At 66.2% G+C, this 26,813-nt stretch carries 21 protein-coding genes; 10 read left to right on the forward strand and 11 right to left on the reverse strand.

What is annotated here, in order from left to right; genetic code table 11:
• Positions 1-16 precede the first annotated feature (16 nt).
• Positions 17-991 carry a porphobilinogen synthase gene (hemB, locus tag RAK07_RS01960; protein WP_305731181.1) on the forward strand — a complete coding sequence of 325 codons (975 nt, stop codon included), beginning with the start codon at positions 17-19 and terminating at the stop codon, positions 989-991.
• Positions 992-1,022: 31 nt separating this feature from the next.
• On the opposite strand, the gene uvrC is transcribed toward hemB, so the two are convergent.
• Positions 1,023-2,858 carry an excinuclease ABC subunit UvrC gene (gene uvrC / locus RAK07_RS01965; protein WP_305731182.1) on the reverse strand — a complete coding sequence of 612 codons (1,836 nt, stop codon included), beginning with the start codon at positions 2,856-2,858 and terminating at the stop codon, positions 1,023-1,025.
• Positions 2,859-3,088: 230 nt separating this feature from the next.
• Between uvrC and RAK07_RS01970 the strand changes: the two genes are divergently transcribed.
• The 6 genes from RAK07_RS01970 to ppdK all read left to right on the forward strand — a co-directional run bounded on the left by RAK07_RS01970 (position 3,089) and on the right by ppdK (position 14,380).
• On the forward strand, positions 3,089-4,306 hold the full coding sequence (locus RAK07_RS01970) for an ammonium transporter (RefSeq protein WP_305731183.1): 1,218 nt from the start codon (positions 3,089-3,091) through the stop codon (positions 4,304-4,306).
• A 136-nt stretch (positions 4,307-4,442) separates the two neighbouring features.
• Complete coding sequence (locus RAK07_RS01975; RefSeq protein WP_305733463.1) at positions 4,443-6,890, forward strand: tetratricopeptide repeat protein; 2,448 nt, start codon at positions 4,443-4,445, stop codon at positions 6,888-6,890.
• A gap of 2 nt (positions 6,891-6,892) precedes the next feature.
• A complete protein-coding gene (locus RAK07_RS01980) occupies positions 6,893-7,525 on the forward strand; it encodes a LysM peptidoglycan-binding domain-containing protein (protein ID WP_305731184.1) in 633 nt (210 codons plus the stop codon).
• A 117-nt stretch (positions 7,526-7,642) separates the two neighbouring features.
• Positions 7,643-9,613, forward strand: coding sequence for a S8 family serine peptidase (locus tag RAK07_RS01985; protein WP_305731185.1), 1,971 nt, complete (start codon positions 7,643-7,645; stop codon positions 9,611-9,613).
• The gene (gene selB, locus RAK07_RS01990) at positions 9,610-11,520 is read left to right on the forward strand and encodes a selenocysteine-specific translation elongation factor (RefSeq protein ID WP_305731186.1); all 1,911 of its coding nucleotides are present in this window, start codon (positions 9,610-9,612) and stop codon (positions 11,518-11,520) included. The genes RAK07_RS01985 and selB overlap by 4 nt, the downstream gene beginning before the upstream one ends.
• A 181-nt stretch (positions 11,521-11,701) precedes the next feature.
• Complete coding sequence (ppdK, locus tag RAK07_RS01995; protein ID WP_305731187.1) at positions 11,702-14,380, forward strand: pyruvate, phosphate dikinase; 2,679 nt, start codon at positions 11,702-11,704, stop codon at positions 14,378-14,380.
• A gap of 180 nt (positions 14,381-14,560) precedes the next feature.
• Here ppdK and RAK07_RS02000 read toward each other — a convergent pair whose 3' ends face one another.
• Genes RAK07_RS02000 through RAK07_RS02010 form a run of 3 tightly spaced genes read right to left on the reverse strand, consistent with a single transcriptional unit; the run spans position 14,561 to position 17,201 of the window.
• Positions 14,561-15,838 carry a M16 family metallopeptidase gene (locus RAK07_RS02000; protein ID WP_305731188.1) on the reverse strand — a complete coding sequence of 426 codons (1,278 nt, stop codon included), beginning with the start codon at positions 15,836-15,838 and terminating at the stop codon, positions 14,561-14,563.
• A complete protein-coding gene (locus tag RAK07_RS02005; RefSeq protein WP_305731189.1) occupies positions 15,835-16,260 on the reverse strand; it encodes an HIT family protein in 426 nt (141 codons plus the stop codon). The genes RAK07_RS02000 and RAK07_RS02005 overlap by 4 nt, the downstream gene beginning before the upstream one ends.
• Entirely contained in the window at positions 16,257-17,201 is a 945-nt protein-coding gene (locus RAK07_RS02010) for a sensor histidine kinase (RefSeq protein WP_305731190.1), read from the reverse strand. Before RAK07_RS02010 ends, RAK07_RS02005 begins: the two co-directional genes overlap by 4 nt.
• 104 nt (positions 17,202-17,305) lie before the next feature.
• On the opposite strand from RAK07_RS02010, the gene RAK07_RS02015 reads away from it, so the two are divergent.
• Entirely contained in the window at positions 17,306-17,791 is a 486-nt protein-coding gene (locus RAK07_RS02015) for a hypothetical protein (RefSeq protein WP_305731191.1), read from the forward strand.
• Here the strand turns inward: RAK07_RS02015 and RAK07_RS02020 are convergent.
• The 7 genes from RAK07_RS02020 to RAK07_RS02050 form a co-directional block, all read right to left on the reverse strand.
• Positions 17,783-20,308, reverse strand: coding sequence for a helicase C-terminal domain-containing protein (locus RAK07_RS02020; RefSeq protein WP_305731192.1), 2,526 nt, complete (start codon positions 20,306-20,308; stop codon positions 17,783-17,785). The two genes, RAK07_RS02015 and RAK07_RS02020, sit on opposite strands and share 9 nt — an antisense overlap.
• Before the next feature lie 49 nt (positions 20,309-20,357).
• Complete coding sequence (locus RAK07_RS02025; protein WP_305731193.1) at positions 20,358-21,134, reverse strand: NRDE family protein; 777 nt, start codon at positions 21,132-21,134, stop codon at positions 20,358-20,360.
• Positions 21,125-21,616 (reverse strand): PaaI family thioesterase, encoded by a 492-nt coding sequence (locus tag RAK07_RS02030; protein WP_305731194.1) that lies wholly within the window; start codon positions 21,614-21,616, stop codon positions 21,125-21,127. The genes RAK07_RS02025 and RAK07_RS02030 overlap by 10 nt, the downstream gene beginning before the upstream one ends.
• The gene (locus tag RAK07_RS02035) at positions 21,603-22,034 is read right to left on the reverse strand and encodes an FKBP-type peptidyl-prolyl cis-trans isomerase (RefSeq protein WP_305731195.1); all 432 of its coding nucleotides are present in this window, start codon (positions 22,032-22,034) and stop codon (positions 21,603-21,605) included. The genes RAK07_RS02030 and RAK07_RS02035 overlap by 14 nt, the downstream gene beginning before the upstream one ends.
• A gap of 121 nt (positions 22,035-22,155) precedes the next feature.
• Positions 22,156-22,683 (reverse strand): cupin domain-containing protein, encoded by a 528-nt coding sequence (locus RAK07_RS02040; protein WP_305731196.1) that lies wholly within the window; start codon positions 22,681-22,683, stop codon positions 22,156-22,158.
• Positions 22,684-22,708: 25 nt separating this feature from the next.
• Positions 22,709-23,824 (reverse strand): MBL fold metallo-hydrolase, encoded by a 1,116-nt coding sequence (locus tag RAK07_RS02045; RefSeq protein WP_305731197.1) that lies wholly within the window; start codon positions 23,822-23,824, stop codon positions 22,709-22,711.
• Between the two features lie 9 nt (positions 23,825-23,833).
• The gene (locus tag RAK07_RS02050) at positions 23,834-24,373 is read right to left on the reverse strand and encodes a DUF3750 domain-containing protein (protein WP_305731198.1); all 540 of its coding nucleotides are present in this window, start codon (positions 24,371-24,373) and stop codon (positions 23,834-23,836) included.
• 176 nt (positions 24,374-24,549) lie between these two features.
• Here RAK07_RS02050 and RAK07_RS02055 point away from each other — a divergent pair, with 176 nt between their 5' ends.
• Positions 24,550-25,803 carry a DUF3300 domain-containing protein gene (locus RAK07_RS02055; protein WP_305731199.1) on the forward strand — a complete coding sequence of 418 codons (1,254 nt, stop codon included), beginning with the start codon at positions 24,550-24,552 and terminating at the stop codon, positions 25,801-25,803.
• Positions 25,800-26,807 (forward strand): DUF2950 domain-containing protein, encoded by a 1,008-nt coding sequence (locus RAK07_RS02060; RefSeq protein WP_305731200.1) that lies wholly within the window; start codon positions 25,800-25,802, stop codon positions 26,805-26,807. Before RAK07_RS02055 ends, RAK07_RS02060 begins: the two co-directional genes overlap by 4 nt.
• Positions 26,808-26,813: the final 6 nt, after the last annotated feature.

Here is a 26,813-nt window from a genome sequence, read left to right on the forward strand (position 1 = left end):
GCAAGGAGACATCCCCATGTTTTTTCCCCAGTTCAGATCCCGCAGGATTCGCGGCAAGGAAGTATTTCGCAGGATGACACGGGAAACCTCCCTGTCGGTGAACGACCTGATCTACCCGATGTTCTCGGCCTTCGGCTCCGGCATTCAAAAGGAGATAAGCTCCATGCCGGGCATCTACCAGCAGTCCATCGAGCATATCGTGGCCGAAGCCCGGGAAGTGCATGAACTGGGTATTCCCGCCGTGATCCTCTTCGGCATCCCCGAAACCAAGGATGCCGTCGGCAGCGACGCCTGGTGCGACACCGGCATCATCCAGGAGACCATCCGGGCCATCAAGGCAGCCGTACCGGAGCTGGCGGTGATCACCGACGTCTGCCTCTGCGAATACACCGACCACGGCCACTGCGGCGTGATCAGGGACGGCGACGTGGACAACGACGCCACCCTGGAGCTGCTGGCACAGGAGGCACTCTCCCACGCCCGGGCCGGCGCCGACATGGTGGCGCCGTCGGACATGATGGACGGCCGCATCGGCGCCATCCGCAGCATCCTGGACGAGAACGGCTTCTCCCGCATCCCGGTGATGAGCTACGCCGTCAAGTACGCCTCGGGCTACTACGGCCCGTTCCGGGAAGCGGCCGAGTCAACACCGCAGTTCGGCGACCGCCGCTCCTATCAGATGGACCCGGCCAACCGCCGGGAGGCCTTCCGGGAGGCCCAGCAGGATATCGAGGAAGGTGCGGACATCATCATGGTCAAGCCGGGCCTCCCCTATCTGGACATCGTGCGGGACCTGCGCAACGAGTTCGACCTGCCCCTGGCGGTCTACAACGTGTCCGGCGAATACAGCATGGTCAAGGCGGCGGCGCGCAACGGCTGGATCGATGAGGAGCGGGTGGTGCTGGAAACCATGCTGGGCTTCAAGCGGGCCGGTGCCGACCTGATCATTACCTATCACGCCAAGGACGTGGCGCGCTGGCTCCGGAAATAGTCGTTGTGAGCGTGCCGCACGCCTCTCCGGTTCAGGCCGGGAGCGTGCGGCACGCTCCGGCGATCGTTACCGCCAGTTCCGGCCCGATTCCTTCCACCGCTGCCAGCTCCTCCGGTGTTGCCCGACGCACCCCCTCCAGAGAGCCGAAGTGACGCAGCAGCAGCCGTTCCCGCCGCGGCCCGACGCCGGGGATGTCCCGCAGCGCCGACAGCAGCAGTTCCCGTTCCCGCAGGATGCGGTGATAGCCGACGGCAACACGGTGGGCCTCATCCCGGATAGCGGCCAGCAACCTGAGGGGGGCGCCGTCCTGGCGCAGCCTGACCGGATTGCGGCGTCCCGGCAGAAACACCCGCTCCTCACTGCGCTCCACCGCAGCATCCCTGCCCCCCCCCCGCACCCGGCTCTTGGCCAGGGAAACCACGGCAAACCGCTCCGCCATGCCCAGCTCTTCCAGTATCGCCAGGGTGCTGTTCAACTGGCCGATGCCGCCGTCCACCACCACCAGGTCCGGCACCCCCCAGCTCTCGATCCGCTCCGGGCTGAAGCGTCGGGCAAAGACCTCCCGCAGCATCGCAAAGTCGTCCTGTCCGGCAACACCCCTGATCCGGTAGCGCCGGTAGGCGGTGCGGTCCGGGGCCCCGTCGCGGAAGGCCACGCCGCTGCCCACCGAGTGGGCTCCCTGCAGGGTCGAGATGTCGTAGCACTCGATCCGGCGCGGCAGCGCCGGCAGCAGGAGCTTCCGTTGCAGCTCCTCCAGGGTTCGGGCGACCGATGACTCGGCAACCTCCCGCTCCTGCAGCGCAGCCTGGGCGTTGCGGACCGCCAGCCCCACCAGCTCCGCCTTTGTCCCTCGCCGGGGACAGGAGAGCCGCACACTCTTCCCCTTCAGTTCCGTCAGCCATTCAGCCAGCACCGCGCCGTCCTCCGGCTCCAGCGGCAGCAGCAGTTCGTCCGGTATGGCCCGTTCACCGTCGTAGTGACGCCGGATGACGGCGGAGAGGGCATCGGCATCGTCCATGGCGCCGGAGCCGTGCAGCACCGTGCTGCCGGAAAGCACGCCGCCCCGCACAAAGAGCAGCGCCACTGCCAGCCGCTCCCCGTCGCGGGCCATCCCCAGCACATCGCAGTCCCCCCCCGTCGTCACCACCTTCTGGCGTTCCAGGGTCATGTCGACGGCCGTGAGCAGGTCCCGCCAGCGGGCCGCCTCCTCGTAGCGCAGCTCATCGGCGGCCCGCTTCATCCGCTGCCGGAAGCCGGCCACCAGATCGCGGCTTTTCCCCTCCAGAAACAGTGTTGCCCCCTCCACCAGCGACGCGTACTCCTCGGCCGAAATGAGGTTGTGGCAGGGGGCGCCGCACTGGCCGATCTGATGGTAGAGGCAGGGGCGGGGACGATTCATGCAGATCTTCAGGGGGTAGTGGCGCAGGGGAAACATCCGCTGCACCTGGCGCAAGACGTCCCGCGCCGCCGAGGCCGAGGCGTAGGGGCCGAAGTAACGGGCACCGTCGCGGACAACCTTGCGCACCACCGTAAAGCGGGGAAACCGCTCCCGCTGGTCGATCCGCAGTGAAAAGTAAGTCTTGTCGTCCTTCAGGTTGAGGTTGTAGCGGGGCTGATGCTGCTTGATCAGGGTGTTTTCCAGCAGCAGCGCCTCTTTTTCGGTGTCGGTGACCGTGAAGGTGATCTCGGCGACCCGGGCCATCAGAAAGCGCACCTGGGGGCGGCCGTCGGTGCTGCCGAAGTAACTCCGCACCCGCTGACGCAGGTTGCGGGCCTTGCCCACGTACAGGATCTCCCCCCGTTCGTCCTTCATCAGGTAGACCCCCGGCTGGGTCGGAAAACGTCCTATGCTCTGCTTCATCTCCATGGGGGCCGATTGTACCCCGCTCCACCCCAAAAGGGAAGGAGCCGTGCTGCCTGTTATCGAAGCAGTGCTGCACAGAAACCGCGCAGGCACCGCCGCCTAAAAAATCACCATCTGCCAGTTTTGTCGGCTACTTAGGTGGAAAATCCAGCTTGGCTGCCTTTTTGCAAAGGTTACGCCGCTGCCGCCATCACCGGCAGGCATGCACACTTTTCCTTCAGGAGGCAACAACAATGGAGTTGTCACCCCTTACCCCCTTGAAGCAAAGCGGCGATGTACTTTTCCTGATGCTGGGCGCGGTCATGGTCTTTGCCATGCATGCCGGCTTCGCCTTTCTGGAGGTGGGCACGGTCCGCAAGAAGAGCCAGGTGAACGCCTTCGTGAAGATTCTCACCGACTGGTCGGTCTCCACCGTGGTCTACTTCCTGATCGGCTTCCCCCTGGCCTACGGTATCTCCTTTCTCAAGCCGGCCGATGAGCTGCTCAAGGCGGCCCAGGGATACGACCTGGTCAAGTTTTTCTTCCTGCTCTGCTTTGCCGCCTGCATCCCGGCCATCATCTCCGGCGGCATCGCCGAGCGGGCCAAGTTCTGGCCCCAGGTGATCGCCGGCGCCGTATTCGCCGGACTCTGCTATCCGCTGTTCGAATCCCTGGTCTGGGGCAGGAACGCCTCCTTTCTGCAGGGGCTGTTCAAGAGCATCGGCGGTGCGGAATTTCACGACTATGCCGGCTCGGTGGTAGTCCACTCCATTGGCGGCTGGCTCGCTCTGCCGGCGGTCCTGCTGCTGGGTGCCCGCCGGGGGCGCTACAGCCACGGCAGATCCCACCCGATTCCGGTCAGCAACATCCCCTTCCTGGCCCTGGGTTCCTGGATTCTGGCCATCGGCTGGTTCGGCTTCAACGTGATGAGCGCCGGCAACCTGGAAAAGATTTCCGGTCTGGTGGCGGTCAACTCGCTGCTGGCCATGGTGGGAGGGGTGTTGGCGGCACTGGTGGCGGGCAGAAACGATCCCGGCTTCATCCACAACGGCGCCCTGGCCGGCTTGATCGCCGTCTGTGCCGGCAGCGACCTGATGCATCCCCTGGGGGCACTGGCCACCGGCGCCATCGCGGCGGTGATCTTCGTCTACGGCTTCCAGTACGAGCAGGAAAAACTGAGGATCGACGACGTACTGGGGGTCTGGCCGCTGCACGGCGTGATCGGCACCTGGGGCGGCATTGCCGCCGGCATCTTCGGCCAGACTTGGCTGGGGGGGATCGGCGGGGTCAGTTTCGTCTCGCAGGTGGCCGGCAGCCTTGTAGCCGTCCTCTTCGCCTGCGTCAGCGGTTTTGCCGTCTACGGCCTGCTGAAAAAGACCATCGGCATCCGTCTCGACGATGAGGATGAGTTCAACGGACCGGACCTGGCGATCCACAAGATCGGCGCCTATCCCGAGGACAATATCCGCTGAATCGTCACTATTCACGCCGCTTTCCACGGTTGACAAGGGACGGCGATCAATGCTATGAGATACGCATTTTATCCAAGTGTTTCTTGGCAGTTATCGTCTCTATCCCTGTCAACCGAGGAAAGGGTTTCCCGTGAAGATGCTCAAATACTGCCGCGCGGCGGCATCAGTGTTTGCATGCCTGGTTTTCGTCGTCCTGCTGAGCGTCTCCCCGGTTTCTGCCCAGGATACGGAAGATTCACGGCTTTTTCTCAGTGGTTTCAACGCCTACCAGCAGAAAGACTACGCCACTGCCGTCACCAGCCTGAACGAAGTGCTCCAGAAATATCCCGACACCCCCCTGCGCGACATGACGCTCTTCTGGTTGGCCCGCGCCCATTTCAAGTCCGGAAACCAGCAGGAAGCAGCCCGTTTCATGGCTCGCTTCAACCGCGAGTATCCCGACAACCCGTTGCGCCAGACCGCCGAGGAGGAGCTGCAGGCGCTGGCCGCCCGGTACGAGCAGCAGTATCCCGCCGGTTCCGAGCCGGCTGATACCCGGGCTGTCGCGGCGGCCCGCGCGGCGGAACAGGAGCGGCTGCAGCGGGAGGCGGCCGAACGGCAGCGGCTGGCTGCGGCCAAGGCGGCAGAGGAGCAGGCCGCCCGCGAAAAAGCTGAGGCCGAGCGACGTGCAGCAGCGGAACGAGTGGCTCGCGAGAAGGCAGCCGCCGAACAGGCGCAACGGGAAGCGGCTGAAAAGACCGAGAAAGCTCGCTTGCAAAAGGTTGAGGAGGAACGGCTGGCCCGCGAACAACAACAGCGGGACGAAGCGGAGCGCGCACGGATTCTGAAGGCCAAGGCCGAAGAAGAGCGGCTGGCCCGCGAACGGGCTGAACGGATCGCCCGGACACAGGCGGAAGCCGAGAAGCAGGCCGCTGAGAGGGCGGAGCAGCAGGCCGCGGCCCAGAAGGCGGCAGCCGCCGAGCACGAGCGCCAGGTTCTGCGGGAAAAGGCCATTGCCGAGTACAAGGGGATCCTGGAACGCTATCCCGACTCCCCCGCAGCCCGCACCGCCGTCAACCGTCTCAAGGCACTGGGAGTCACCGTCGCCCAGCCGCAGCCGCGCGCTGCCGCCCCTGCACCGGCAGTCGCCGGCACGCAGGTACTGACCCTGGAGGTGGCACAGTACGCTGCTTTCGAATTCAAGCCGTCACTGCCGCTGCCCCCCGTGGAAGTGGCCAAACCGACGGTCCTTCCCTTCGAGATCGTCAACCGGGGTAACGGGCGGGACAGCTTCTTCCTCGCTTCCGGCTTCCCCACGGAGTTCGGAGTCCGCTTCGCCGCAGAAAGCGCGCCGGACCAGTCCATCAACCAGACGCCGCCCTTGGCGCCGGGCGAGACCTTCAGGGGACGCATGATCCTGACCGTCCCCGCCGCCACCATCGACGGCCTGCGCATGACCTACCCGATTCAGGCCGCGTCCCAGTACATGGCCGAAGCGAGCCAGAGCCGCGAGATTGCGCTTACCGCCTCTGCCCCGCTGCTGCGGGCGGTTGTGAAAACCGACAAGACGAACCTGATGCCCGGTGAGCGGACCCAGTACCGGATCACCGTCCTGAACGTCGGCTCGGCCGTGGCCCGCGACGTGACCCTGCGTATCAGCCATCCGCCCCAGCTTGAGCCCCAGGAGCCGACGGCCGGTGGCCTCCGCCAGGAGATGAAGGCCGCCCTGGTGCTGGACGGCATTCAGCTGAAACCCGGCGAACGGCGCGACGTCACCATCCCCTTTGCGGTGCGTGAGGACGCCCTGGCCCGCGAGGAGCTGATGGTGCGGGCCGACCTGATCAATACGCCGCTGCAGACCCGCAGCGCCTTCCTCTCCAACGTGGCCCATGTCCAGCCCGTGAGTTCGGTGGCGGTCCAGGTGGCGGATAGCCGGATTACCACCATCCCCGGCCAGGTGGTACGGGTACCGGTGACCGTGACCAACCGCGGCAACCTGCGGGAAAGTTTCAGCGTGGTGGCCGATGTCCCCTCTTCCCAGAAGGTGACGGTCTACCACGACCTGAACCGCGACGGCAGCCGGCAGGCGGATGAACCGGAAATCGCCGCCATCGGCCCGCTGGGGCCCCGTGAGGAGGCGATGCTGCTGCTGGAAATCACCACTCCCCGCTCCGCCCAGGATGGTGCCGAGGCCGGGATTTCGGTCAGCGTGGCTCCCCAGTCCGGCAGTGCAACTCCCACCGTGGCCGCCAGTCGCATGATTTTCTCCCGCCCCGTGGTGCAGTTGGCCATGAAGGGACGGGACGGCCGCCTGATCCCGGGGGAGCTGCTGACCGTGGAGCTGGCCGTGGTCAACCAGGGCTCCAACCTGGCTCGTCTGGTGGAGGTTGCCACCACCTGGCCCGAGCAGATGGAGCTGGTAGCCACCGAAGCGGCATCACAGAATGCAACCGGCGGCCTGACCTGGCGTTTCACCGAGCTGGGTGCCGGTGAGAAGCGGCTGGTCAAGGCATCCTTCCGTGTCAAGCCCAACACGGTGGTCGGCACGGGGCTGCAGTTGAAAAGCGTGCTGAGCTACCAGGATCAACTGGGGAACAGGTACTGACGATGAGAAACGACATCTTCCTGACGGCAGCCGCACTTTCCCTGCTTCTCGCTTCCGTGGCCGGCAGCAGGGAGTACCTCTACACTCCCGCTCCGGCAGACCCGTCGGCCGCACCAGCCGCCGACGGCGTGCTGGTGCGCGAAGTTACGGTCAGAAAGGGAGATACCCTCTACCAGCTCTCCCGGCAGTTTTCCGGCAGGGGGAGTTACTACCCCCAGATCCTCCTCTTCAATGAGCTGAAGAATCCCAACCTCATCTATCCGGGTAATGTCTTGCGCATACCGGTCGGCCACCGCGGTGTCACGGCGGAGACCTCCTCCGCCAGACATGCGGCAGAGCCGCCGGCATCCCGCCACCCCGTGGCGGCTCCGGCGAAGCAGCAGCCCGGCACGTCGCCGGTGTCGCGGAAAAAGGCCGCAGAGCGCACGCCAACGGCTTCCCCTGCCCAGCCACCCACCCCAACCGCAACGGAACGCAGTCGCTACGCCGGTATCGAGGCAGCCCTGCGCGCGGGGGACTGCCGGGCTGCACTGCCGCTTCTGGACAGCTTTATCGCAGACTACCCCGACTCTCCCCTGACCCCGGAAGCAGCCCTGAACCGGGCCGAATGCTATCTGAAAATTTCCTCGCCGTAACGGCGTCCGGAACCGGAGCGGTGCCGGTCCTTCCCGGACGCCGCACCGGCGGCGCCTGACGGCGCTTCGCCCCCTCACCCGTCGCATGGAAGCGGCATATCGCACGCGAGGTCTGCCATGCCCCTTGTTCGCCTGATTGTGATTGTTTCCCTCCTGCTGCTCACCCATCAACCACTGCTCGCTCTTCCGGCCGCCCCGCCGGCAGGCTCCTACAAGGAACGGGAGCTGATTGTCCGCTTCAGGGACCAGCGCCAGGCGGCGTCAACCGTTGCGGCCCGCACGTCATCGGTCATGCGTGCCTATAAGCGCCTTTCCCTGCACCATATCCGACTGCCGGCCGGAACTTCCGTCACCGATGCCCTGGCAGCGTACCGCAACGACCCCAACGTGCTCTACGCCGAGCCCAACTACCGGGTGCGCAAGCTGGCCATCCCGAACGATCCCCTCTTTTCGCAGCAGTGGAATCTGGCCCTGACCTCCGCCGGCAGCGCGTGGGATCTGACCACCGGCAGCAGGAACATAAACGCCGTCATCGTGGCGATCCTGGACACCGGCATCGCCTATACCCATCCCGATCTGGCCCAGAACCTCTGGACCAACCCCGGCGAGATCTGCAACGACGGCATCGACAACGACGGCAACGGCATCGTGGACGACTGCTACGGCGCCAATTTCAAGGGCACCACCACCAGCGGCAACCCCTGGGACGACGATACCCGCGACAGTCACGGCACCCACCTTGCCGGTATCGTCGGTGCGGTGGGCGGCAACGGCCTGGGAGTAAGCGGCATCAACTGGGCGGCCCGGATCATGGCCGTCAAATTCCTCCATGGGCCGGACGGGCTCGGCGATCTTTCCGATGCCCTGGAGGGGGTCGAGTACGCCCTTGCCAAAGGTGCGCGGATCATCAACATGAGCTTCGAGGTGGAAAGCGACTCCCGGGCGTTGCGTGACGCCGTTGCCGCCGCCGACGCTGCCGGTGTGCTGGTGGTCAGCGCTGCGGGAAACGCTGCCCAAAGCCTGGACCTGTTCCCCGTCTACCCCGCCGCGATCCGCTCCGCCAACAACATCGCTGCGGCCGCCTCCACCGTGACCGACATTCTGGCGTCCTACTCCAACTACGGCCGCCGCACCGTCGATCTGGCGGCCCCCGGCGGAGAGCTCACCGGCACCACGCGCGCCATTCTGAGTACCGCCTGGCTGGATGGCGGCACAACCCTCTATTACGCCATCGCCGGCAGCTCCATGGCTGCTCCCCATGTAAGCGGCGCAGCGGCGCTGCTCTGGAACCTGCATCCTTCCCTGTCGGCCTACCAGGTCAGGGCCCGTCTGATGAACGGTGTCGACCAGCTCGCTCCCTTTGGCACGACCACCCTCAGCGGCGGCCGGCTGAACCTGGTCAAGGCGCTGAACACCGGCGATCTGCCGACAATTTTTAACGTGACCCCCTGGACCCTGACGGCCGGCGGTACCGTTAGCATCAGCGGTGTCAACTTCGGCAGCAGTTCGGGCCTGCTCTCGCTGGGCAGCATGCCGCTCAATATTCTTACCTGGACTGACAGAACCATCACGGCGACCGTGCCCCCCACGGCGACAAGCGGTGTGCTTTCCGTCAACGGCAGTAACGGCTTTCCCCTCACGGTTACCAGCAGCACCACTGGCGGCGGTAGCGATGGCGGGGGCAGCAGCGGCGGTGATACCGGTAGCGGCGGCGATACCGGGGGCGGCAGCAACGGCAGCACCGGCGGAGGGGGGGGCGGCGGTGGCGGCTGTTTCATCGCCACGGCTGCCTGGGGCAGTCCGCTGCATCCCAAGGTGGCACTGCTCAGGTCATTTCGCGACCAGCACCTGCTGACCAACGGGCCGGGGCGTCTCTTTGTGCGGGCCTACTACGCCGTGAGCCCCCCGCTGGCCGACGTCATTGCCCGGCACGAGCAGTTGCGCAGTGCTGCCCGCTGGGCATTGACCCCGCTGGTGCTGACGGTCGAATATCCGCTCCCGGCGTGCGTACTCCTGCTGGCAGCTGTCCTGCTGGGTGCGGCGCCGCTCCTGTACCGGAGATTGCCGCCCTCCCGCACGACACCGTGAAGCACCTCATCCTCGGCACGGCCGGACATATCGATCACGGCAAGACCTCCCTGGTGAAGGCGCTGACCGGTATCGACACCGACCGTCTGAAGGAAGAGAAAGTCCGTGGCATCACCATCGAACTTGGCTTTGCCCACCTGGAGCTGCCCGGCGACATTACCTTCGGCATCGTGGATGTGCCGGGCCATGAACGGTTTATCCGGACCATGGTCGCCGGCGTGGCCGGCATGGACCTGGTGATGCTGGTGATCGCTGCCGACGAGGGGATCATGCCCCAGACCCGCGAGCACCTCGACATCCTGCGACTGTTGGGGGTCAAGCGGGGGCTGGTGGTTCTCACCAAACGGGACCGGGTGGAGCAGGACTGGCTGGAGCTGGTGACCGAGGAGGTACGGGAGTTTGTGACCGGCACCTTTCTTGAGGGGGCGCCGATCATAGCGGTCTCTTCCCGTAGCGGCGAAGGGCTTGCATGCCTGACCGCCGAACTGGCGCGGCTGGCCGAGGGGAGTGCTACAAAGGACCGGGAGGGGAATTTCCGGCTGCCGGTGGACCGGGTCTTCACCGTGGCCGGCTTCGGCACCGTGGTGACCGGCACCCTGTTGGCCGGCACCGTCACGGTGGGCGACGAGCTGGAGCTGCTCCCCTCCGGGCACCGGGGGCGGGTGCGGGGCATCCAGGTCCACGGCAGTGCCGCCGAGCAGGGCCACGCCGGCCAGCGTCTGGCCATCAACCTGCAGGGGATCGCCCTGGATCAGGTGGCCCGGGGAGACGTGGTGGTGCCGCCGGCTGTTTTCCGCACCACCCGGCGGGTCGATGTGCGGTTGGATCACCTGGTTTCCGCCCCCCGTGCCCTACGTCACCGTGCCCGTGTGCGGCTCCACGCCGGCACCCGCGAGGTGGCGGCCCAGGTGGTGCTGCTTGACCAGGACCGCCTGAAAGCCGGCGAAACCGCCTATGCGCAGTTCCGTCTCGCCGAACCGCTCCTGCTGGTCTCCGGCGACCTCTGTCTGCTCCGTACCGTCTCCCCTGCCGCAACCATCGGCGGCGCCATGGTGCTGGATCCGTTCCCGCCGGCACGCCGGCGGCGCGGCAGCGATGCGCTGGCCCTGCTGGCTGCCCTGGATGCGGCGGAACACCAGCGCACCTGTGCCCTGATCGTATCCCAGTCGCTCTTGTCCGGCATCTCTCTGGAGGAGATTCTGCTCCGTTCCGGCATCCCCCGCCGCCAGGCCGAAACAGCCCTGCAGCAGTTGCTGGCCCGAGGCGAACTGGTACAGATGACCCGCGAACCCCGCATGTTTCTCTCGGCTGCCGCCGTTGCCTCCCTCAAGCAGTTACTTGGCGAGGAGCTGGCGGCATTCATGACCGCCACCCCCCTTGCTAGCGGTATCAGCCGGGAAGAGCTGAAAAGCCGGCTGCCCCGCCGCAGCGACCCGCGTTTCTTTGCCTCGCTCCTGGCCGACCTGGAACAGGAAGGAACCGTGGTCACCGACCGCGAGCTGGTCCGCCTCCCCGGCTTTGTCCGCCGAAGCGCCGACGATCATCGAACCATGGCGGGCAGAATCTGCGTACGTCTGGCCGAGCGCGGTTGTGAGCCGCCGCTGGTCAAGGAACTCGCCGCCTCCTTGGGCTGCACGGAAAAAGAGTGCCGTGCCCACCTGGCCACCCTGGTCCGGGAAGGGCTGGTGAGCCGGGTGGCCAGCGACCTTTACTACGACACCGCGGTGCTGGACGGTATCAGAGAACAGCTGGTCGGCTTTCTGCGGGAACGCAACGAGATCACCCCGGCTGAGTTCCGCGACCTGACCGGCCTGTCACGGAAGTTCATGATTCCGATGCTGGAATATTTCGACCAGCAGAAGGTGACCATACGGGTCGGGGACAAGCGGGTGCTGCGCAGCAGATGAACCGATGCCGGCTTGAGACAGCGGGGGGCAGGCGCCCCCCTTTTTTTTATGGTATAAGGATCATTACAAGAATTCCCTTGAGCTGCCCCCCTAAATCCGTTATGGTACATAAGTTGTTGATTTCACTATAATTAAAACCTTTTCACACTGAATAAAATCACCACACCCAAGGAGGAGAGACATGGCAGCAAAGTATGTGTATTTCTTCGGTAACGGCCAGGCCGAGGGCAAGGCCGACATGAAAAACCTGCTGGGGGGCAAGGGAGCCAACCTGGCGGAAATGACCAGCATCGGCCTGCCGGTCCCGCCGGGCTTCACCATCAGCACCGAAGTATGCACCTATTATTACGCCAACAACGAGACCTATCCCGCCTCGCTGACCGCCGAAGTGGAGGCGCACCTGAAGCAGGTTGAAGCCATCATGGGCCGGACCTTCGGCGATGCCCGCAATCCGCTGCTGGTTTCCGTCCGTTCCGGGGCCCGGGCCTCCATGCCCGGCATGATGGATACCATCCTCAACCTGGGCCTGAACGATACCACCGTGCAGGGAATCATCGCCCAGTCCGGCGACGAGCGCTTCGCCTACGACGCCTACCGCCGCTTTGTGCAAATGTATTCCGATGTGGTCATGGGCATGGACAAGCATACCCTGGAACAACTTCTGGATCAGAAGAAGGCGGAAAAAGGAGTCCATCTGGATACGGACCTCACTGCTGCCGACTGGCAGGATCTGGTGGGACAGTTCAAGGCCCGGATCAAGGCCGATCTGGGCAAGGAGTTCCCGGAAGATCCGAAGGAGCAGCTCTGGGGGGCCATCGGCGCCGTGTTCGGTTCCTGGATGAACCAGCGGGCCATCACCTACCGCAAGTTGAACAACATCCCGGCCGACTGGGGCACCGCCGTCAACGTTCAGGCCATGGTCTTCGGCAACATGGGCAATGACTGTGCCACCGGCGTGGCCTTTACCCGCGACCCCTCCACCGGGGAAAACTACTTCTACGGCGAATACCTGGTGAATGCCCAGGGCGAGGATGTGGTGGCCGGTATCCGTACCCCGCAGCCGATCAACCTGCATCAGAAGAAACCGGGCGACCTGCCGGCCATGGAAGAGGTGTTGCCGGAATGTTACAAACAGTTGGCCGATATCCGCTCCATCCTGGAAAAGCATTACAAGGATATGCAGGATATCGAATTCACCATTGAAAAGGGCAAGCTGTTCATGCTGCAGACCCGCAACGGCAAGCGCACCGCCCATGCCGCCATCAAGGTGGCGGTGGACATGGTGAAGGAGGGGCTGATCGACGAGAAGACCGCCGTGCTGCGGGTGCTCCCTTCCCAGCTGGATCAGTTGCTGCACCCCTCCCTTGATCCCAAGGCAGAGAAGAAGATCATTGCCAAGGGCCTGCCCGCCTCCCCCGGCGCTGCCGGCGGCACCGTGGTCTTCACCGCCGACGAGGCGGAAGAGCTGGCCAAGAACGGCAAGAAGGTGATTCTGGTGCGGATCGAGACCTCGCCGGAAGATATCCACGGCATGCACGCTTCGCAAGGTATCCTCACCGCCCGGGGCGGCATGACCTCCCACGCGGCGGTGGTGGCCCGGGGCATGGGCAAGTGCTGCGTGGCCGGCTGCGGCGACATTAAGGTCAACTACGCAGAGCAGAGCTTTACCGCCTGTGGCGGCGTGGTGGTCAAAAAAGGGGACACCATCACCCTGGACGGCTCCACCGGCCAGGTGATGCTGGGCGAGGTGCCCACGGTACCGCCCCAGATGACCGGCGACTTCGGCACCCTGATGGGCTGGGTTGATAGGTTCCGCACCCTGAAGGTGCGCACCAATGCCGACACCCCCCACGACTCCAAGGTTGCCCGCGAGTTCGGTGCCGAAGGGATCGGACTGTGCCGCACCGAGCATATGTTCTTTGAAGCGGAGCGGATCGCCGCGGTACGGGAGATGATCCTGGCCGCCGACGTGGAAGGGCGTGAAAAGGCCCTGGCCAAGATCCTGCCGATGCAAAAAGGTGACTTCATCGGCATCTTCCGCGAGATGAAGGGGCTGCCGGTCACCATCCGGCTGCTGGATCCGCCGTTGCACGAATTCCTGCCCCAGGAAGACAAGGATATCGACGAATTGTCCAGGACCATGGGGGTGCCGGCCGCCACCCTCAAGCACAAGGTGGAATTCCTGCACGAGTTCAACCCGATGCTGGGGCACCGCGGCTGCCGCCTGGGAATCACCTTCCCGGAGATTTACGACATGCAGGTGCGGGCCATCATGGAGGCGGCCTGTGAGCTGGTGAAGAACGAAGGGTTCAGTATCGTGCCGGAGATCATGATTCCGCTGATCGCCACGGTCAAGGAGCTGGCAGTGCTGAAGGCCAATGCCGTCAGGGTCTGCGACGAGGTCATTGCGAAGTACGGCGTGCAGGTGGAGTACCTGATCGGCACCATGATCGAACTGCCCCGGGCAGCGCTGACCGCCGACGAGATCGCGGTTGAGGCGGAATTCTTCTCCTACGGCACCAACGACCTGACCCAGACCACCTTCGGCCTGTCCCGGGACGACGCCGGCACGTTCCTGCCCTCCTACGTCGACGCCGGCATCCTGCCGGAAGACCCCTTCGTCTCCCTGGACCAGAACGGCGTGGGCCAGCTGTTGAAGATGGGCTGCGAAAGGGGGCGGTCCACCCGGCCGAACATCAAGCTGGGCATCTGCGGTGAGCATGGCGGCGATCCCGAGTCGGTGATCTTCTGCCACAAGATCGGCCTGGATTACGTCTCCTGCTCCCCCTTCCGGGTGCCCATCGCCCGGCTGGCTGCAGCCCATGCCGCGCTGGGGGGCGGAACGGACCAGACAAAGTAGCACATGGCTCACCAGCCGCCAGCGTAACGAGCACCTACAAAAGCCCACACGTCCGGACAACATCCGGGCTTGTGGGCTTTTGTACTTCACAACGGGTACCCTTTATTCGCTTTTCATCCGCGGTTCGGCAGACGGACGGGATCGGCCAACGTGTCCCGGTCTTTGGAGAGTGCCCTACGTCTACGCCATTGCCAGCAGCCGTTCCAGAGCAGCGCGGTTAACCCCCTCCTGGGGGCCGATCACCCCCAGAAAGCGGTTGTCCGGCTTAAACAGTTCCTCCGCCAGGCCCCGGACTCCCTCCGCCGTTACCTCCCGCACCAGCCGCTGGTCATCGTCGATCTCCCGCACCACCCCCATCAGGGTACCCCAGCCGTAGCGCACCGCCATGTCGGTCACCGAATCCCGGCTGTAGTCCAGCTCCGCCAGGTACACCGTCTTCACCCGCTCCAGCTCCTCCTGCACCGCCGGTTCATCGGCAAGCCGCCGCAGCTCCGCCAGGGTGGTCTCCAGCACCGCGCAGAGGTTTTCCGGCGCCGTGGCGAGGTCGATGGTGAGGCAGCCGGTCTCGTCATAGGCGCCGAAGCCGGCATCCACCGAGTAGACCAGCCCCAGGTTTTCCCGCAGCGCCAGGTGCAGCCGGGAGCAGCCGCCGCCGGCCAGCAGGCGGCGCAGCACCTTCTGGGTGATCAGGCGGGAGGAGTCCCGTTGGCAGGCCCGGAAGGCCAGTTGTACCGTCACCTGGCTGTCCGGGTTGCGCACCAGTGCCAGAGCCGGGCCGTCAGGCAGGGCAGTTACCGGGAGCTGATCCGGCAGGGGAGCGGCCTGCCATCCCCCCAGACAGTCCGCTGCGGCGGCCACCAGCTCCTCGTGTCGCACCGGTCCGGCCGCCACCACCACGGCGTTGTTGGGACGGTACCAGGCGGCCAGGTGACGGCGCAGGCTCGCGTCGCTGATCCGCTCCAGGTCTTCCAGGGTTCCCAGGGTGGAGCCCCCCAGGGGGTGAGCCGGCCAGAGCAACTGCCCCACCACCACGTCGGGATTGATCTCCTCCCCCTCCTCGTTTAAGTCCTGCAGCGCCTCCTCGCCGATGATCCGCCGCTCCAGGTCGACCCCCTCCAGCCGGGGCCGCAACAGCATTTCCGCCAGAATCGCCAGTCCGCTGCTCACGTGACGGGGATGAATCCGTCCGAAGAAGCAGGTGGAATCGGCGTCGGTGGCGGCGTTGACCGAGCCTCCCAGGGATTCGAAGGCCGCCTCGATCTCCAGTGACGAGCGGTAGGGTCCCGCCCCCCGGAAGAGCATATGCTCCAGAAAGTGGGCCAGACCGGATTCCCCGGGGGGATCGTTGCGCCCTCCCACTTTCAGGTACACCGCCACCTCGGCACTGTGCAGGTGGGGCAGCGGCACCGTCACCATCCGCAGGCCGTTTTCCAGGGTCGTCATGCCGATGGCCGTCATGCCGCCTCCAGGGCCTGCCGGATGGCGGCGGTCCGCTCACGGTACGCTTCCGGGGTGAGCAGCAGCTCCCGGTGCGGCTCGGCCCAGATCGGGCGGGGCCAGAGCGGATCGTCGCCCCGGCGGGGCACCAGGTGCCAGTGGATGTGGGGCACCATGTTGCCCAGCAGTTCGTAGTTGATCTTGTCCGCCCTGAACAGCGGAGCAAGCACCGCAGCTACCCGGCAGACCTCCTCCATCAGCTCCTGCCTGACCTGCCGTTCCAGGTGGAACAGCTCGGTCACGTGCTCGCGGGTGAAGAGCAGGCAGTAGCCGGGAAAGAACTGGTCCCGGTTCAGCACCAGGTAGCTGTGGGAAAATTCCATGATCCGCAGGTCAACGTCGTCGGTCCAGCGGGTACACATACTGCAGGGAAGAACGCTCATTTTTTCTCCAGAAGGGGTAGCTGCAGGGTAATGGTGCAGCCGGTGCCGGGACCGGCGCTCTCCGCGGTCACCGAGCCGCCGCAGTTTTTGGCCACGCTCTGCACGATGTAAAGTCCCAGGCCGGTGCCGCGGATACGGTCGCCGGGCGGTTCCACCCGATAGAAGCGGTTGAAGATTTTTTTCAGGTGCTCCGGGGCGATCCCCTGGCCCTGGTCCCGGACCGCCAGCAGGACGGTGCGTCCCTGCCGGGAGAGCCGTACCGTGATCTCCGCCTGTCCCGGCGAGTACAGCACGGCGTTCTCCAGCAGGTTGCGCAGCACCGTTCCCATCTCGTCCGGCTCAACGGCCGCCCGCAGCGCCGGTTCGATGTCGGCCACCAGGCGGGTGCCGGGGGGCAGGCGATCGCGGTTTTCCTCCAGGTAGCGGCTGACGAAGGCGGAAAGATCGATTTCCCGCCGCTCCGCCGGCCGTCGCCGCTGTTCGAGGCGGGCCGCCAGCAGCAGGTTGTCGATCTGGGAATGGAGTCGCCGGGTGTCGTCCAGCATGGTCTCCACGAAGGCGTCCAGGCGATCCTCCGAGGGCCGGCGCAGGCGGATGGTTTCCAGGTGCAACTGGATCGAGGCCAGGGGAGACTTCAGCTCGTGGGTCACCTGGGTGATGAACTCCCGTTGCTGCTGGTACAGCCGCGACTGGCGCCGCCAGAACAGGAACAGGGCATAGGCGCCGGCCAGCAGGATGGAGAGCAACACCAGCCCCTGGAAGAGATCGAACCAGCCGGCGCCCCGCACCAGCAGCTCCGTCCGGTAGCGGCCCGCCAGTTCCTGCAGCTCCCGGTTGCGTCCCAGAAACCAGGTGATCCAGAGCACCACCAGTACCACCCAGACCACCTGGACCGCCACCAGGGCGCTGACCGGCCCGAATATGCGTCGCGTTGATTTCACGAGGCCGCGTTTCTCCTTCATGGTTGTGGGAACGGCAGGGTTCTGTTATAACCCGAAGCCGCCTTGCATGACAAAATCTGTTTGAGCCCCGGAGGTACGATCCCATGGCAGCCTATGACCTGACCCGCCTGAAGCGGCTGGTAATCATCTACCGGACCATCCAGGTGGCCCTGGTGGGCCTGTTCCTGTTCATGGCCTACAACTTCATTCTGCTCTTCGGGCGCCAGGGAACGCCGGAGTTCTTCACCAAAGCGCTTCTGCTGGCCATGGTGGTGCAACTGCTGCTGCTCTACCCCGCTTGGTGGCTCGCCGGGCGGGACCTGGCGGTGGAGGTGGAGGCCGGCCTGGTGGGAATCACCCCGGAGCAACTGGTGACCCTGCGGCGGCGGCGGCTCCTGGGGGACCTCTGGAAACTCAGCGCCCTGGGCTTCTTCATCGTCTTCATCATCATGGTGCCCGATGCCGGCAAGGGGCGGGGCGTCTCGCTGATCCTCGCCGCCTCCTACTTTTCCTTCCTGCTGGCCACCCTGACCTACCTGCAGTGCTTCAACCTGCGGGCCGGCCGCAAACGGAAGGAACTGTCAGGCTGACCGCAGCCCCATGCCGTTGAAAAACTCCTCAAGCCGTCCGAACACCCGTTCCGCCGGGGCGATCACCTGGGCCGACGCCGGCAGCGACTTCAAAAATCGCGAACCGTAGTTCTTGGTGACGATCCGGCTGTCCAGGATCAGCACCGCCCCGTGATCGTCGCGGCTGCGGATCAGCCGGCCGAACCCCTGGCGCAGCTTGAGGACCGCCTGGGGGAGGGACAGCTCCCGGAAGGGGTCTCCCCCCTGGCGGGTCACCCGCTCGGCCCGGGCCTGCTGGATCGGCTCCGTGGGCACCTGGAACGGCAGGCGGGCGATGATCACCAGCCGCAACGCATCCCCCTTCACATCCACCCCCTCCCAGAAGGAGTCGGTGCCGAACAGCACGGCGTGCCGCTCCTTGCGGAAGCGGGCCAGCAACTGGTGCCGCCCTCCTCCTTCTCCCTGGCGCAGCACGGTCAGCCCCAGCCGTTCCAGGTCTCCCTTCAGGGCGCTCCAGGTTTGCCTGAGCAGGTCGAAGGAGGTGAAGAGCACAAAGGCTCCCCCCCGGGAGAGGGCCACGGCCCGCAGCACCGCGTCGGCCAGGGCCTGGCGGTAGGCGGGGGTGGCGGGATCGGGCAGGTCGTTGGGAATCCCCACCACCGATTGCTCGGCGAAGTTGAAGGGGGAGGGAAGGGCAAGCTCGGAGAGCCGCGCCGGTTCCAGCAGGTCCAAGCCGGTGCGGCGGCGCTGGTAGCCGAAGGAGCCTCCCACCGTCATGGTGGCCGAGGTCAGCACCACCGTGGGGATCGGCTCCAGCAGCGCCCCATGGATGGTGGCGGCAACCTCCAGGGGGGCACTGCAGATGGCGGCCTGCATCCCCCGGCCGCTCTTCTTCAGTTCCAGCCAGCGGCAGACCTCCTCATCCTCCCCGCAGAACCCCAGCAGCTCGTCCGAGGTCGTTGCCAGGCGGCGGCCGATGCCGACGGCATCGGTCAGCCAGCCGTCCAGAGCCTGCCGCACCGGGTCCGGCAGTTTGGCCGCGGCCCGGTCCAGGGCCCCCAGGCCGGCGGCCAGTTCGGCCAGTTTTTCCGCCAGCCCGGTCAGTCGCGGCGCCAGTCCCGTCCAGAAGGGGGTCTGCCGCACCGCCGGCGTGATCCGGCGCCGTACCTCGCTTCCCCGCAGATCGTCCCCGGCCAGCTCCTCCTGCAGCGCCTGGGCCAGCCAGTCCAGCTCCCGGTCCAGAATCCCCGCCAGTTCCAGGGTCTGGGGCAGCAGCGCCCCTTCCACAATGGCGGACAACTCCTGGTAGAGCCCGTCCAGATGTTCGGGCAGCTCCCGCCCCAGGCGGTTATTCAGCACCGCCAGGATACCGCTTCTGCCGCCGGCGGGCGCCAGCCGGGCCAGGTGCCGCATCAGCCCGGAGCGGCTGATCCGTACCGAAAGGGCGCCGGTGGCCGCCTCCTCCAGGTGGTGCCCCTCGTCGACGATCAGGCGGGTGAACGGCGGCAGGATCGCCACCGCATCGTAGCCGCTTTCCCGGCGCAGGGCGATGTCGGCCAGCAGCAGGGCATGGTTCACTACCAGGATGCGGGCCGTGGCCGCCTCCCGCCGGGCACGGTAGAAGAAACATTTCTGGAAATGGGCGCAGCGGGAGCGGCTGCACTGGTCCGCCTCGCAGCGCAGGTCGTCCCAGACCTCCCAGGAGGGATGGAAGGAAAGATCGCTCAGGCAGCCGCTCTGGCTGGTCTCGTTCCAGGCGGCCAGGGCGTTCAGCTCCTCCGTGGCGGCATCGGGAAACAGGGCCGGTTCGGCCACCGCCGCCTCCAGCTTCCGCTTGCAGAGGTAGTTGCCCCGTCCCTTCACCAGGCAGGCGGAAAACGTCACGGTGCTGTGGCGCTGCAACAGGGGGATATCCTTCTTGATCAACTGTTCCTGCAGGTTGATGGTGTTGGTGGAGATCACCACCCGCTGTTCGTTGCGCACCGCCCAGAGTACCGCCGGAATCAGGTAGGCCAGGGATTTGCCGGTGCCGGTGCCGGCCTCGATCATGGCCACGCCGTCGCCGTTGAAGGCCGCTGCCACGGCCTGGGCCATGCGTACCTGCTCCTCCCGCTCTTCGTACCCCTTGAGATGACGGGCCAGGACGCCGTCGGCACCGAAGGCCCGCGCCAGTTCGTCGCCGGCGATCAGCTCCCGTTCCCGGGGCAGGTGCGGCGCCACCACCAGGTAGCAGTCAGCGCACTGGTTGTCGATGATGGCAAAGCCGATGCCGTTGTTGCCGGTGATGGAAGCGATATCCAGGTCGGCATCGGAAGGGGTCAGGTCGCCGGAAGGGTGGTTGTGCAGCACCACCTGGCCGGCAACGGCCCGGGAGATGATGGCCGGCACCGCCGTCCTGCCGCCCCGGGCCACCGCCTCAACGGCGGTCACGCAGCCGGTGGCGTCGCAGTCGGCGATGAAGAACACCTCGTTGTGGTTGGCCTGCTCGATCTCGTGACGAATCAGGGCACGGCAGTCGGGGGAGAAGGAAAGGATCATGGAAGGTACCCTACCATCAGTGGCGAAAATTTGGAACCGTACTGCGGGGTCAGCCCCCTCCCGCGTCCTCCATCCGCACCTCGAAGCGCCGGCAGGGGGCGCCGGGCAGGTCGTGGTTCTGCTCCACAAAGGTGACCCGGCCGTCGTAGTCGGCCAGGATCAGGGTGGTGGTGCGGGTGCCGTACGTGCTGCCGGCGATGAAGAGGGGGGAGAGCAGCCGTTCCCGCTCCAGGCCGATGCCGGTGTCGGGAAGCAGGTGGTCGCCAAAGGGGGCGGGATCGGCAAGGCAGCCCATCAGGTCGGCCACGGCCGGGTCGGGCTGCTCCAGCAGCGCCTCAAGCCGCTGCCGGGCCGCCGTCACCTTGGGCCAGGCGGTGTCCAGCAGGTGATTGGAGAGGGCATGGATGCCGGGCGGCACTGGGCCGGAGGAACCGCCCCGGTTGGTGAAGTAGTGCAGCCCGTCCAGGGAGCCGTAGAGCAGGTTGAAGCCGTCGTACCGGCTGCCGCTGGCGGCAAGGGTGGCGTGGAACCGGGCCGGCGTCAGCGATCCGTCCCGCAGGTAGGCGGTCACCAGGGAACCGCGGGAGGGGGGATCGCTCACCTGCTGCCGGGCATCGCGGTAGTTGGTGAGGGCCGCCAGCCTGCCGCCGGTGGTGAGCCCCAGCCAGGTTCCCCCCGCCTGCCGGTCCCGACCGGCCAGCAGGTGGGGGATGTCGTCCCAGAACCGGGCCGGGTCGCTGGGGCGGCTGCGGTATTCGTCCCGGTTGGCCACCAGCACCAGGCGGTAGCGGGGATGCCGCCCCAGGGCGAAGGCGATCAGGCACATCCGTTGCCCGCTGTCTCCTCCGCCACGGCGCCGGGGAACAGCGCCTCCTTCTTCCGGTACACCGTCCCCTGGAAGAGGGCCACCACCTCGTCGCCGTCATTGGTGACGGTGACGGTGTAGGTGGCCAGCCGGGGAGTGCGCGCCACTTCCCGTGCTTCGGCAAAAAGACGGCCGGTGCTGGCCCCCTTGAGGAAGGAAATGCTGGTGCTGATCCCCAGGGCCAGGGTGCCGTGGGAGTTGGAGGCTACCGCGAAGGCGAAGTCGGCCAGGGTGAAGATGGCGCCGCCATGGACGGTGCCGGCGGCGTTCAGGTGAAACGGCCTGATCTCCATCGTTACCCGCGCCTGTCCCGGCGCCGCCTCCAGCAGCTCGATGCCGCTATGGCGGGCAAACCGGTCCTCGGCGGAGAACAACGTCCGAATCCGCTCCATGGCGGGAGCCTGCTCCGGCTGTTCCTCCACCTGGGGCCTACTTCCGGACATCGAGCAACTCCACGTCGAAATGCAGGGTGGCGTTGGGGGGGATCACCCCACCGGCGCCACGGGCGCCGTAGCCCAGGGATGCGGGAATGATCAGCCGGCGCTTGCCCCCTGTCTTCATCCCCATCACCCCTTCGTCCCACCCCTTGATCACCTGGCCGGTGCCGATGACAAAGGAAAACGGCCGGCCGCGGTCAACGGAGCTGTCGAATTTCTTGCCGTTTTCCAGGGTACCGGTGTAGTGCACCGTCACCAGGTTGCCCTTTTCCGGTGCAACGCCGGTTCCCACCACCCGGTCGATATACTTCAGGCCCGAGGCCGTGGTGACGGCTTCCCCCTTTTGGGGCGGCGCGGCCAGGGCCGGGGTCAGAAACAACGGGGTCACCAGTGCTGCCGTTACCAGCTTCATCCACACCTTCATTGTGCGTATCCTCCTCGATGGAATATGTCCGATGCCGCGCTTTCGCCGGGCAGCACGCGAGATAGCACAGAGGCGGCCAAATGGCAAGCGTGCGTCCCTCCGGAGTGGCATCCTCGGACGTTCATGATCGGGTCAGGCGCCGGATGATTCCCTCGTGGGCCGGAAGCTGTCGCGCCAGCAGGGGGCCGTCGGCCAGTTCGAAATCGGCGAACTCGAAGCCGGGAGCAACCGTGCAGCCCACCAGGGTGTACGGCGCGTTTCCGTCCGGCTCGGCACCGAACCAGGCACCGGCGGGAACCGCCACCTGCAGCGCCTCCCCGGCGCACAGGTCGCTCCCCAGGGTGCGTGCCAGGTACCTGCCGTCCGGCAGCAGCATATGGATCGTCAGCGCTCCGCCGAGGTGAAAATGCCACAATTCGTCCGACCTGATCCGGTGCAGGGCCGAGAACTCCCCCGGTTCCAGCAGAAAGAGAATCGCCGTGCAGCAGGATCGCGGACCGTCAAAGCGCGCCGGCAGAGCGGCGGCCGGCAGCAGCTCGGCGCAACGGTAGGTTTCCCGGAACCAGCCTCCTTCGGGGTGGCGGGCGAGGTCAAGGGTGCGGATCAGGTCGGCGGCGCCGGGCTGACAATTGCGGTCTGGCTGCTCCATGGTGGATTCTCCTGCGTGGCGTGGATCAGAAAGGCCGAGGGGCGGCCGTGATGGCACCGGCCAGCCGGTGAAGCTGCAGTGCCTCCGCCGCGCAGAACGGTCGGGGCGGCAGGTGCTCCGGCAGCCTGATGACGGTGGTTCCGGCCGGCGGGGACAGCTCGTCGTACAGCTCATCGCTGCGCCCCAGATAGGTCTTGGAGAGGTGCAGCGGCAGAAAGAAACGGGGACGTATCTGCCGCAGCAGTTCATTGACGTCGTCGGTGCAGAGGTGGTGCGACCTCCGGGCCTTGTGCCGTTCGCCGCGCAGAAAGGCGCACTCCCCCACCAGCAGGTCGACCCCGGCCAGAAACCGTTCCGCCCGCTCCCGGTTCTGCCCGGTGAAACCGATATCGGTCAGGTAGCCGATGCCGGCGGCGTTGACCCTGCCGCGAATCGAGCGGTAGAGCAGGCGGGCATCCTCCCGCAGCTCCTCCCGCCGGCCGTTGCCGAGTTCCCGCATCACCACCAGCGGTGCCGGTTCCTGCCAGTCCGTGAAGAACCGCCGCTTCAGCTCCACCATCCAGGGGCCCGGCACCAGGCCGCGGGCCGCCAGCTTTCGCGGATCGATCCTGAACATCTTCCGCTCCCGGACCCGGAAGCTCAGCACCGGTATGCCGTGGTCCAGCAGCTCGGCGGCCACCTCCAGATGGTTGAAGCGGTAGATCGTCGCCTTGCGGGGCCGGCTGCCGGCTTCGCTGCGGGCAAAGGCATGGGGGCCGGAAAAGCGGCTGCTGCGCAGCTCCCCGGCGTGTACTTCATGCACCAGTACCGTGCACCAATAGGGTTCGGCCAGGTTCCAGTCATACCCCGCCAGCCGGGCCTGCACGCGGTCGGCACAGCCGGGGGGGCCGAACAGTTCGACGGTGCGGGGGCTGGCGTGGACCTGACGGAGGAAGGCGTCGAACCCCATGAAATGATCCATGTGGGCGTGGCTGACGAACAGGGCCCGTACCGGATTGAGCTCCCGCTTGGCCACGTGGGCGAGACTGCCGCAGTCCAGCATGATGCTGGCATGAACCGGACGATCCCGCACGATCAGGCAGGGATCGTCGATCAGGCCGGAAAAACAGGTCGGCTCCAGGTAGCGGAACAGGCGGGGCATGCGGCCTGGTCACTGCGACCGTGTGTCGATGTAGCCGCTGCCGATGGCGGAAAAGGGAAGTTCCAGCGCCAGTTCCGGCACCTGGCGGCCGATCCAGGCGATGAAGGTGTTGCTGTTGGGCCCCGGAAACGCCTGGTAGCGATCGGGCCAGGGATAGCTGCGGGCCGCCCGGTCCACCCCGGCAATGAGCCGTTCGGCCTCCGTTCCCCGCAGCTCCTTGATCAGGCGCGGTCGTTCCCCGTACCAGTAACGGTCGGGCAGGTCCTGTTCGATCCGCACCACCGGCAGTCCCCGCCTCAGCCGCCAGCCCACCACCTCGTACACGGTGTAGGCCGCCGCATCGGCGGGCTTGGCGGCGATCCAGGTATGGATGGCGAACCAGCCGCGCCAGCCCCAGGCGTCAGCGCCGTAGACCTGGAGCACCGCCTCCCGTACCGTCGCCGGAGACGGCGCAATGCCGGCCGAATCCCGGCGTGCGGTCCGCCAGTCCTGTGCACTACAGGCCGTGAGGGTAACGGATATGGCAAGGCAGAGCAGCAGCGTTCGCATGGTCGGGACCCTCGCATCGTTGATCAGCCGGTGCTGTACTATAGCACAGGCGAAGCGGCCGCCGGAAGTCCCGGCGGCCGCTTCGCATCACGTGGAAAACTATTTCCGTGGCGATTCCCGATAATGGGGATACACTTGAGAAGACAGGCATCACGGCCTGCATCGGAGGAATCGCCATGAAAATGCTCGGACGAATACTCTCTGGAGCGGCGCTGCTCATGACCGCCCTGTGCGCGCTGCCGGCGGCGGGGATGGCGGACGAGGTGCGGGAGACGGAACAGACCGTGCGGTTCAGTACGGAAGAATTGAACCAGCTGGTGGCATCCATCGCGCTGTATCCCGATGCGCTGGTCGCCCAGATCCTGATGGCCGCCACCTACCCGCTGGAGGTGGTGGAGGCGGAGCGCTGGCTGGGCCGGAACCCGCAGTTGAGCGGACAGGCCCTGGACGCGGCGTTGCAGGAACAGCCCTGGGATCCCAGCGTCAAGGCGCTCTGCCATTTTCCCGGTATCCTCGCCTCCATGAGTGACAAGCTGGACCAGACCCGTACACTGGGTGATGCCTTTCTGGAGCAGGAGCAGGAGGTAATGGCCACGATCCAGGCGCTGCGCCGCACCGCCTTGCAGCAGGGGAACCTGAAAAGCGGCAGCGAGCAGACCGTGACCGTGGAACCGACCTACATCCGGATCGAGGCGGCCCGGCCCGGGGTGGTCTACGTGCCGGTCTACGACCCGGCGGTGGTCTACGGCGCCTGGTGGTATCCGGCCTACCCTCCCTACGTCTGGTATTACCCGTCGGGCGTGTACGGCAATCTTGTCATCGGTTTCGGCCCCCCGGTCTTCCTCGGTGTCGGCTATCTGTCCTGGGTGTGGTTCGACTGGGGGGCGCCCCGCATCCGTATCGACGGCTCCCGCACCATCCGCTTCCACCGTCCCCCGCCCGTCCCCCGCGAAACCGGACCGGTCTGGCACCACGATCCACGGCACCGCAAGGGGGTCGCCTACCGCACCTGGCAAACGGGGGAACGCTTCGGCGCCCGCCCCCCGGGGATACGTCCGCCCCTCCGGGAACTGCGTGCCCCGCAGTACCGGCCCCCCCAGGCTTCCCCAGCCCCGGAGCGGCTTGAGAAACGACCGCCAGCAGCCGCCCCCGCGCTGCCGCAGCGGCCGCCGACGGTACGCGACAGTCCTTTCAGGGGAGTCGGCGAAGGCGGCTTCGAACGCAGGGCCGCGGAACGGGGCGGCAGCAGCAGTCGCGGCATCGAGGCCCCGCGCCGCAACCGCGTCCCCGGCAACACCGCCGTCAAGGCGCCGGTACCGGCGCCCCCCCGCGCCGGCCAGGTGCAGCAGCCCGCTCCCGGAGTCTCCACGGGTGCCGGCCGGTCGCAGCGACCGGCATCGCCCCGGCAGGAAGGAGGTGGACGCAGATGACCCCGATCCTTTCCGGACGTTTTGTGAGCAGCGGTCTGAGGCACGGTTTTCTGCTGCTGATCCTTGCCGGCGTGCTGCTGGTGACGACGGCTGCTACCGCCGAATGCCGCGGCCCCGGCCCCCGGCAGCAGCATTTCCGGAGCCCCGAACAGGCGGCCCGGGCACTGGTTGAAGCCTGCCGGAAGGATGATCTGCAGGCCCTGCTGACCATACTGGGACCAGGCAGCCGACAACTGGTGGCATCCGGGGACGGCGTTGCCGACAACGCCGGCAGGGACCGCTTTGTCGCCGCCTACGACCACAAGCATCGTATCACCCCGCAGGGGCCGACCGCCATGATCCTGCAGATCGGGAATGATGACTGGTCATTGCCGATCCCGATCGTCAGGAAGCGCGGCGGATGGGCCTTTGATATCGGTACGGGAAAGCGGGAGATGCTGAAACGCAGAATCGGGCGCAACGAGCTGCGGGCCCTCGAGTTGCTGGAGCGGTATGTGGCGGCACAGCATGACTACGCCGGCAGGAACCGTGGCGACAACGGCACGGTAGAGTTCGCCCAACGGCTGGTCAGCAGTCCGGGCAGACGGGACGGCCTGTACTGGAAAGCACAGGAAGGGGAGCCGGAAAGCCCCTTCGGCCCGCTGGTGGCCCAACTGACGGCTGATGGCTACTCCGTCACGGAGGCTCCCTTTGCCCCCTTCCACGGCTACCATTTCAGGATTCTGACCGGCCAGGGTGAGCAGGCCGGCGGCGGAGCCTACCCCTACCTGGTCAAGGGGAGGATGATCCTGGGATTTGCCCTGGTGGCCTATCCGGCGGCATACGGCAGTTCCGGGGTCATGACCTTTCTGGTCAATCAGGAGGGGATTGTCTACGAAAAGAACCTCGGCAGACAGACCCGGCGGCTTGCCGAAGCCATGACCCTTTTCAACCCGGATTCGACCTGGCGGCGGGTACAACCGCCGGAACCACCGGCCAACGGGGCAGCAACGAAACAGCCCTGAAAGACA

It is taken from the genome of Trichlorobacter ammonificans (assembly GCF_933509905.1).
GTDB lineage: Bacteria > Desulfobacterota > Desulfuromonadia > Geobacterales > Pseudopelobacteraceae > Trichlorobacter > Trichlorobacter ammonificans.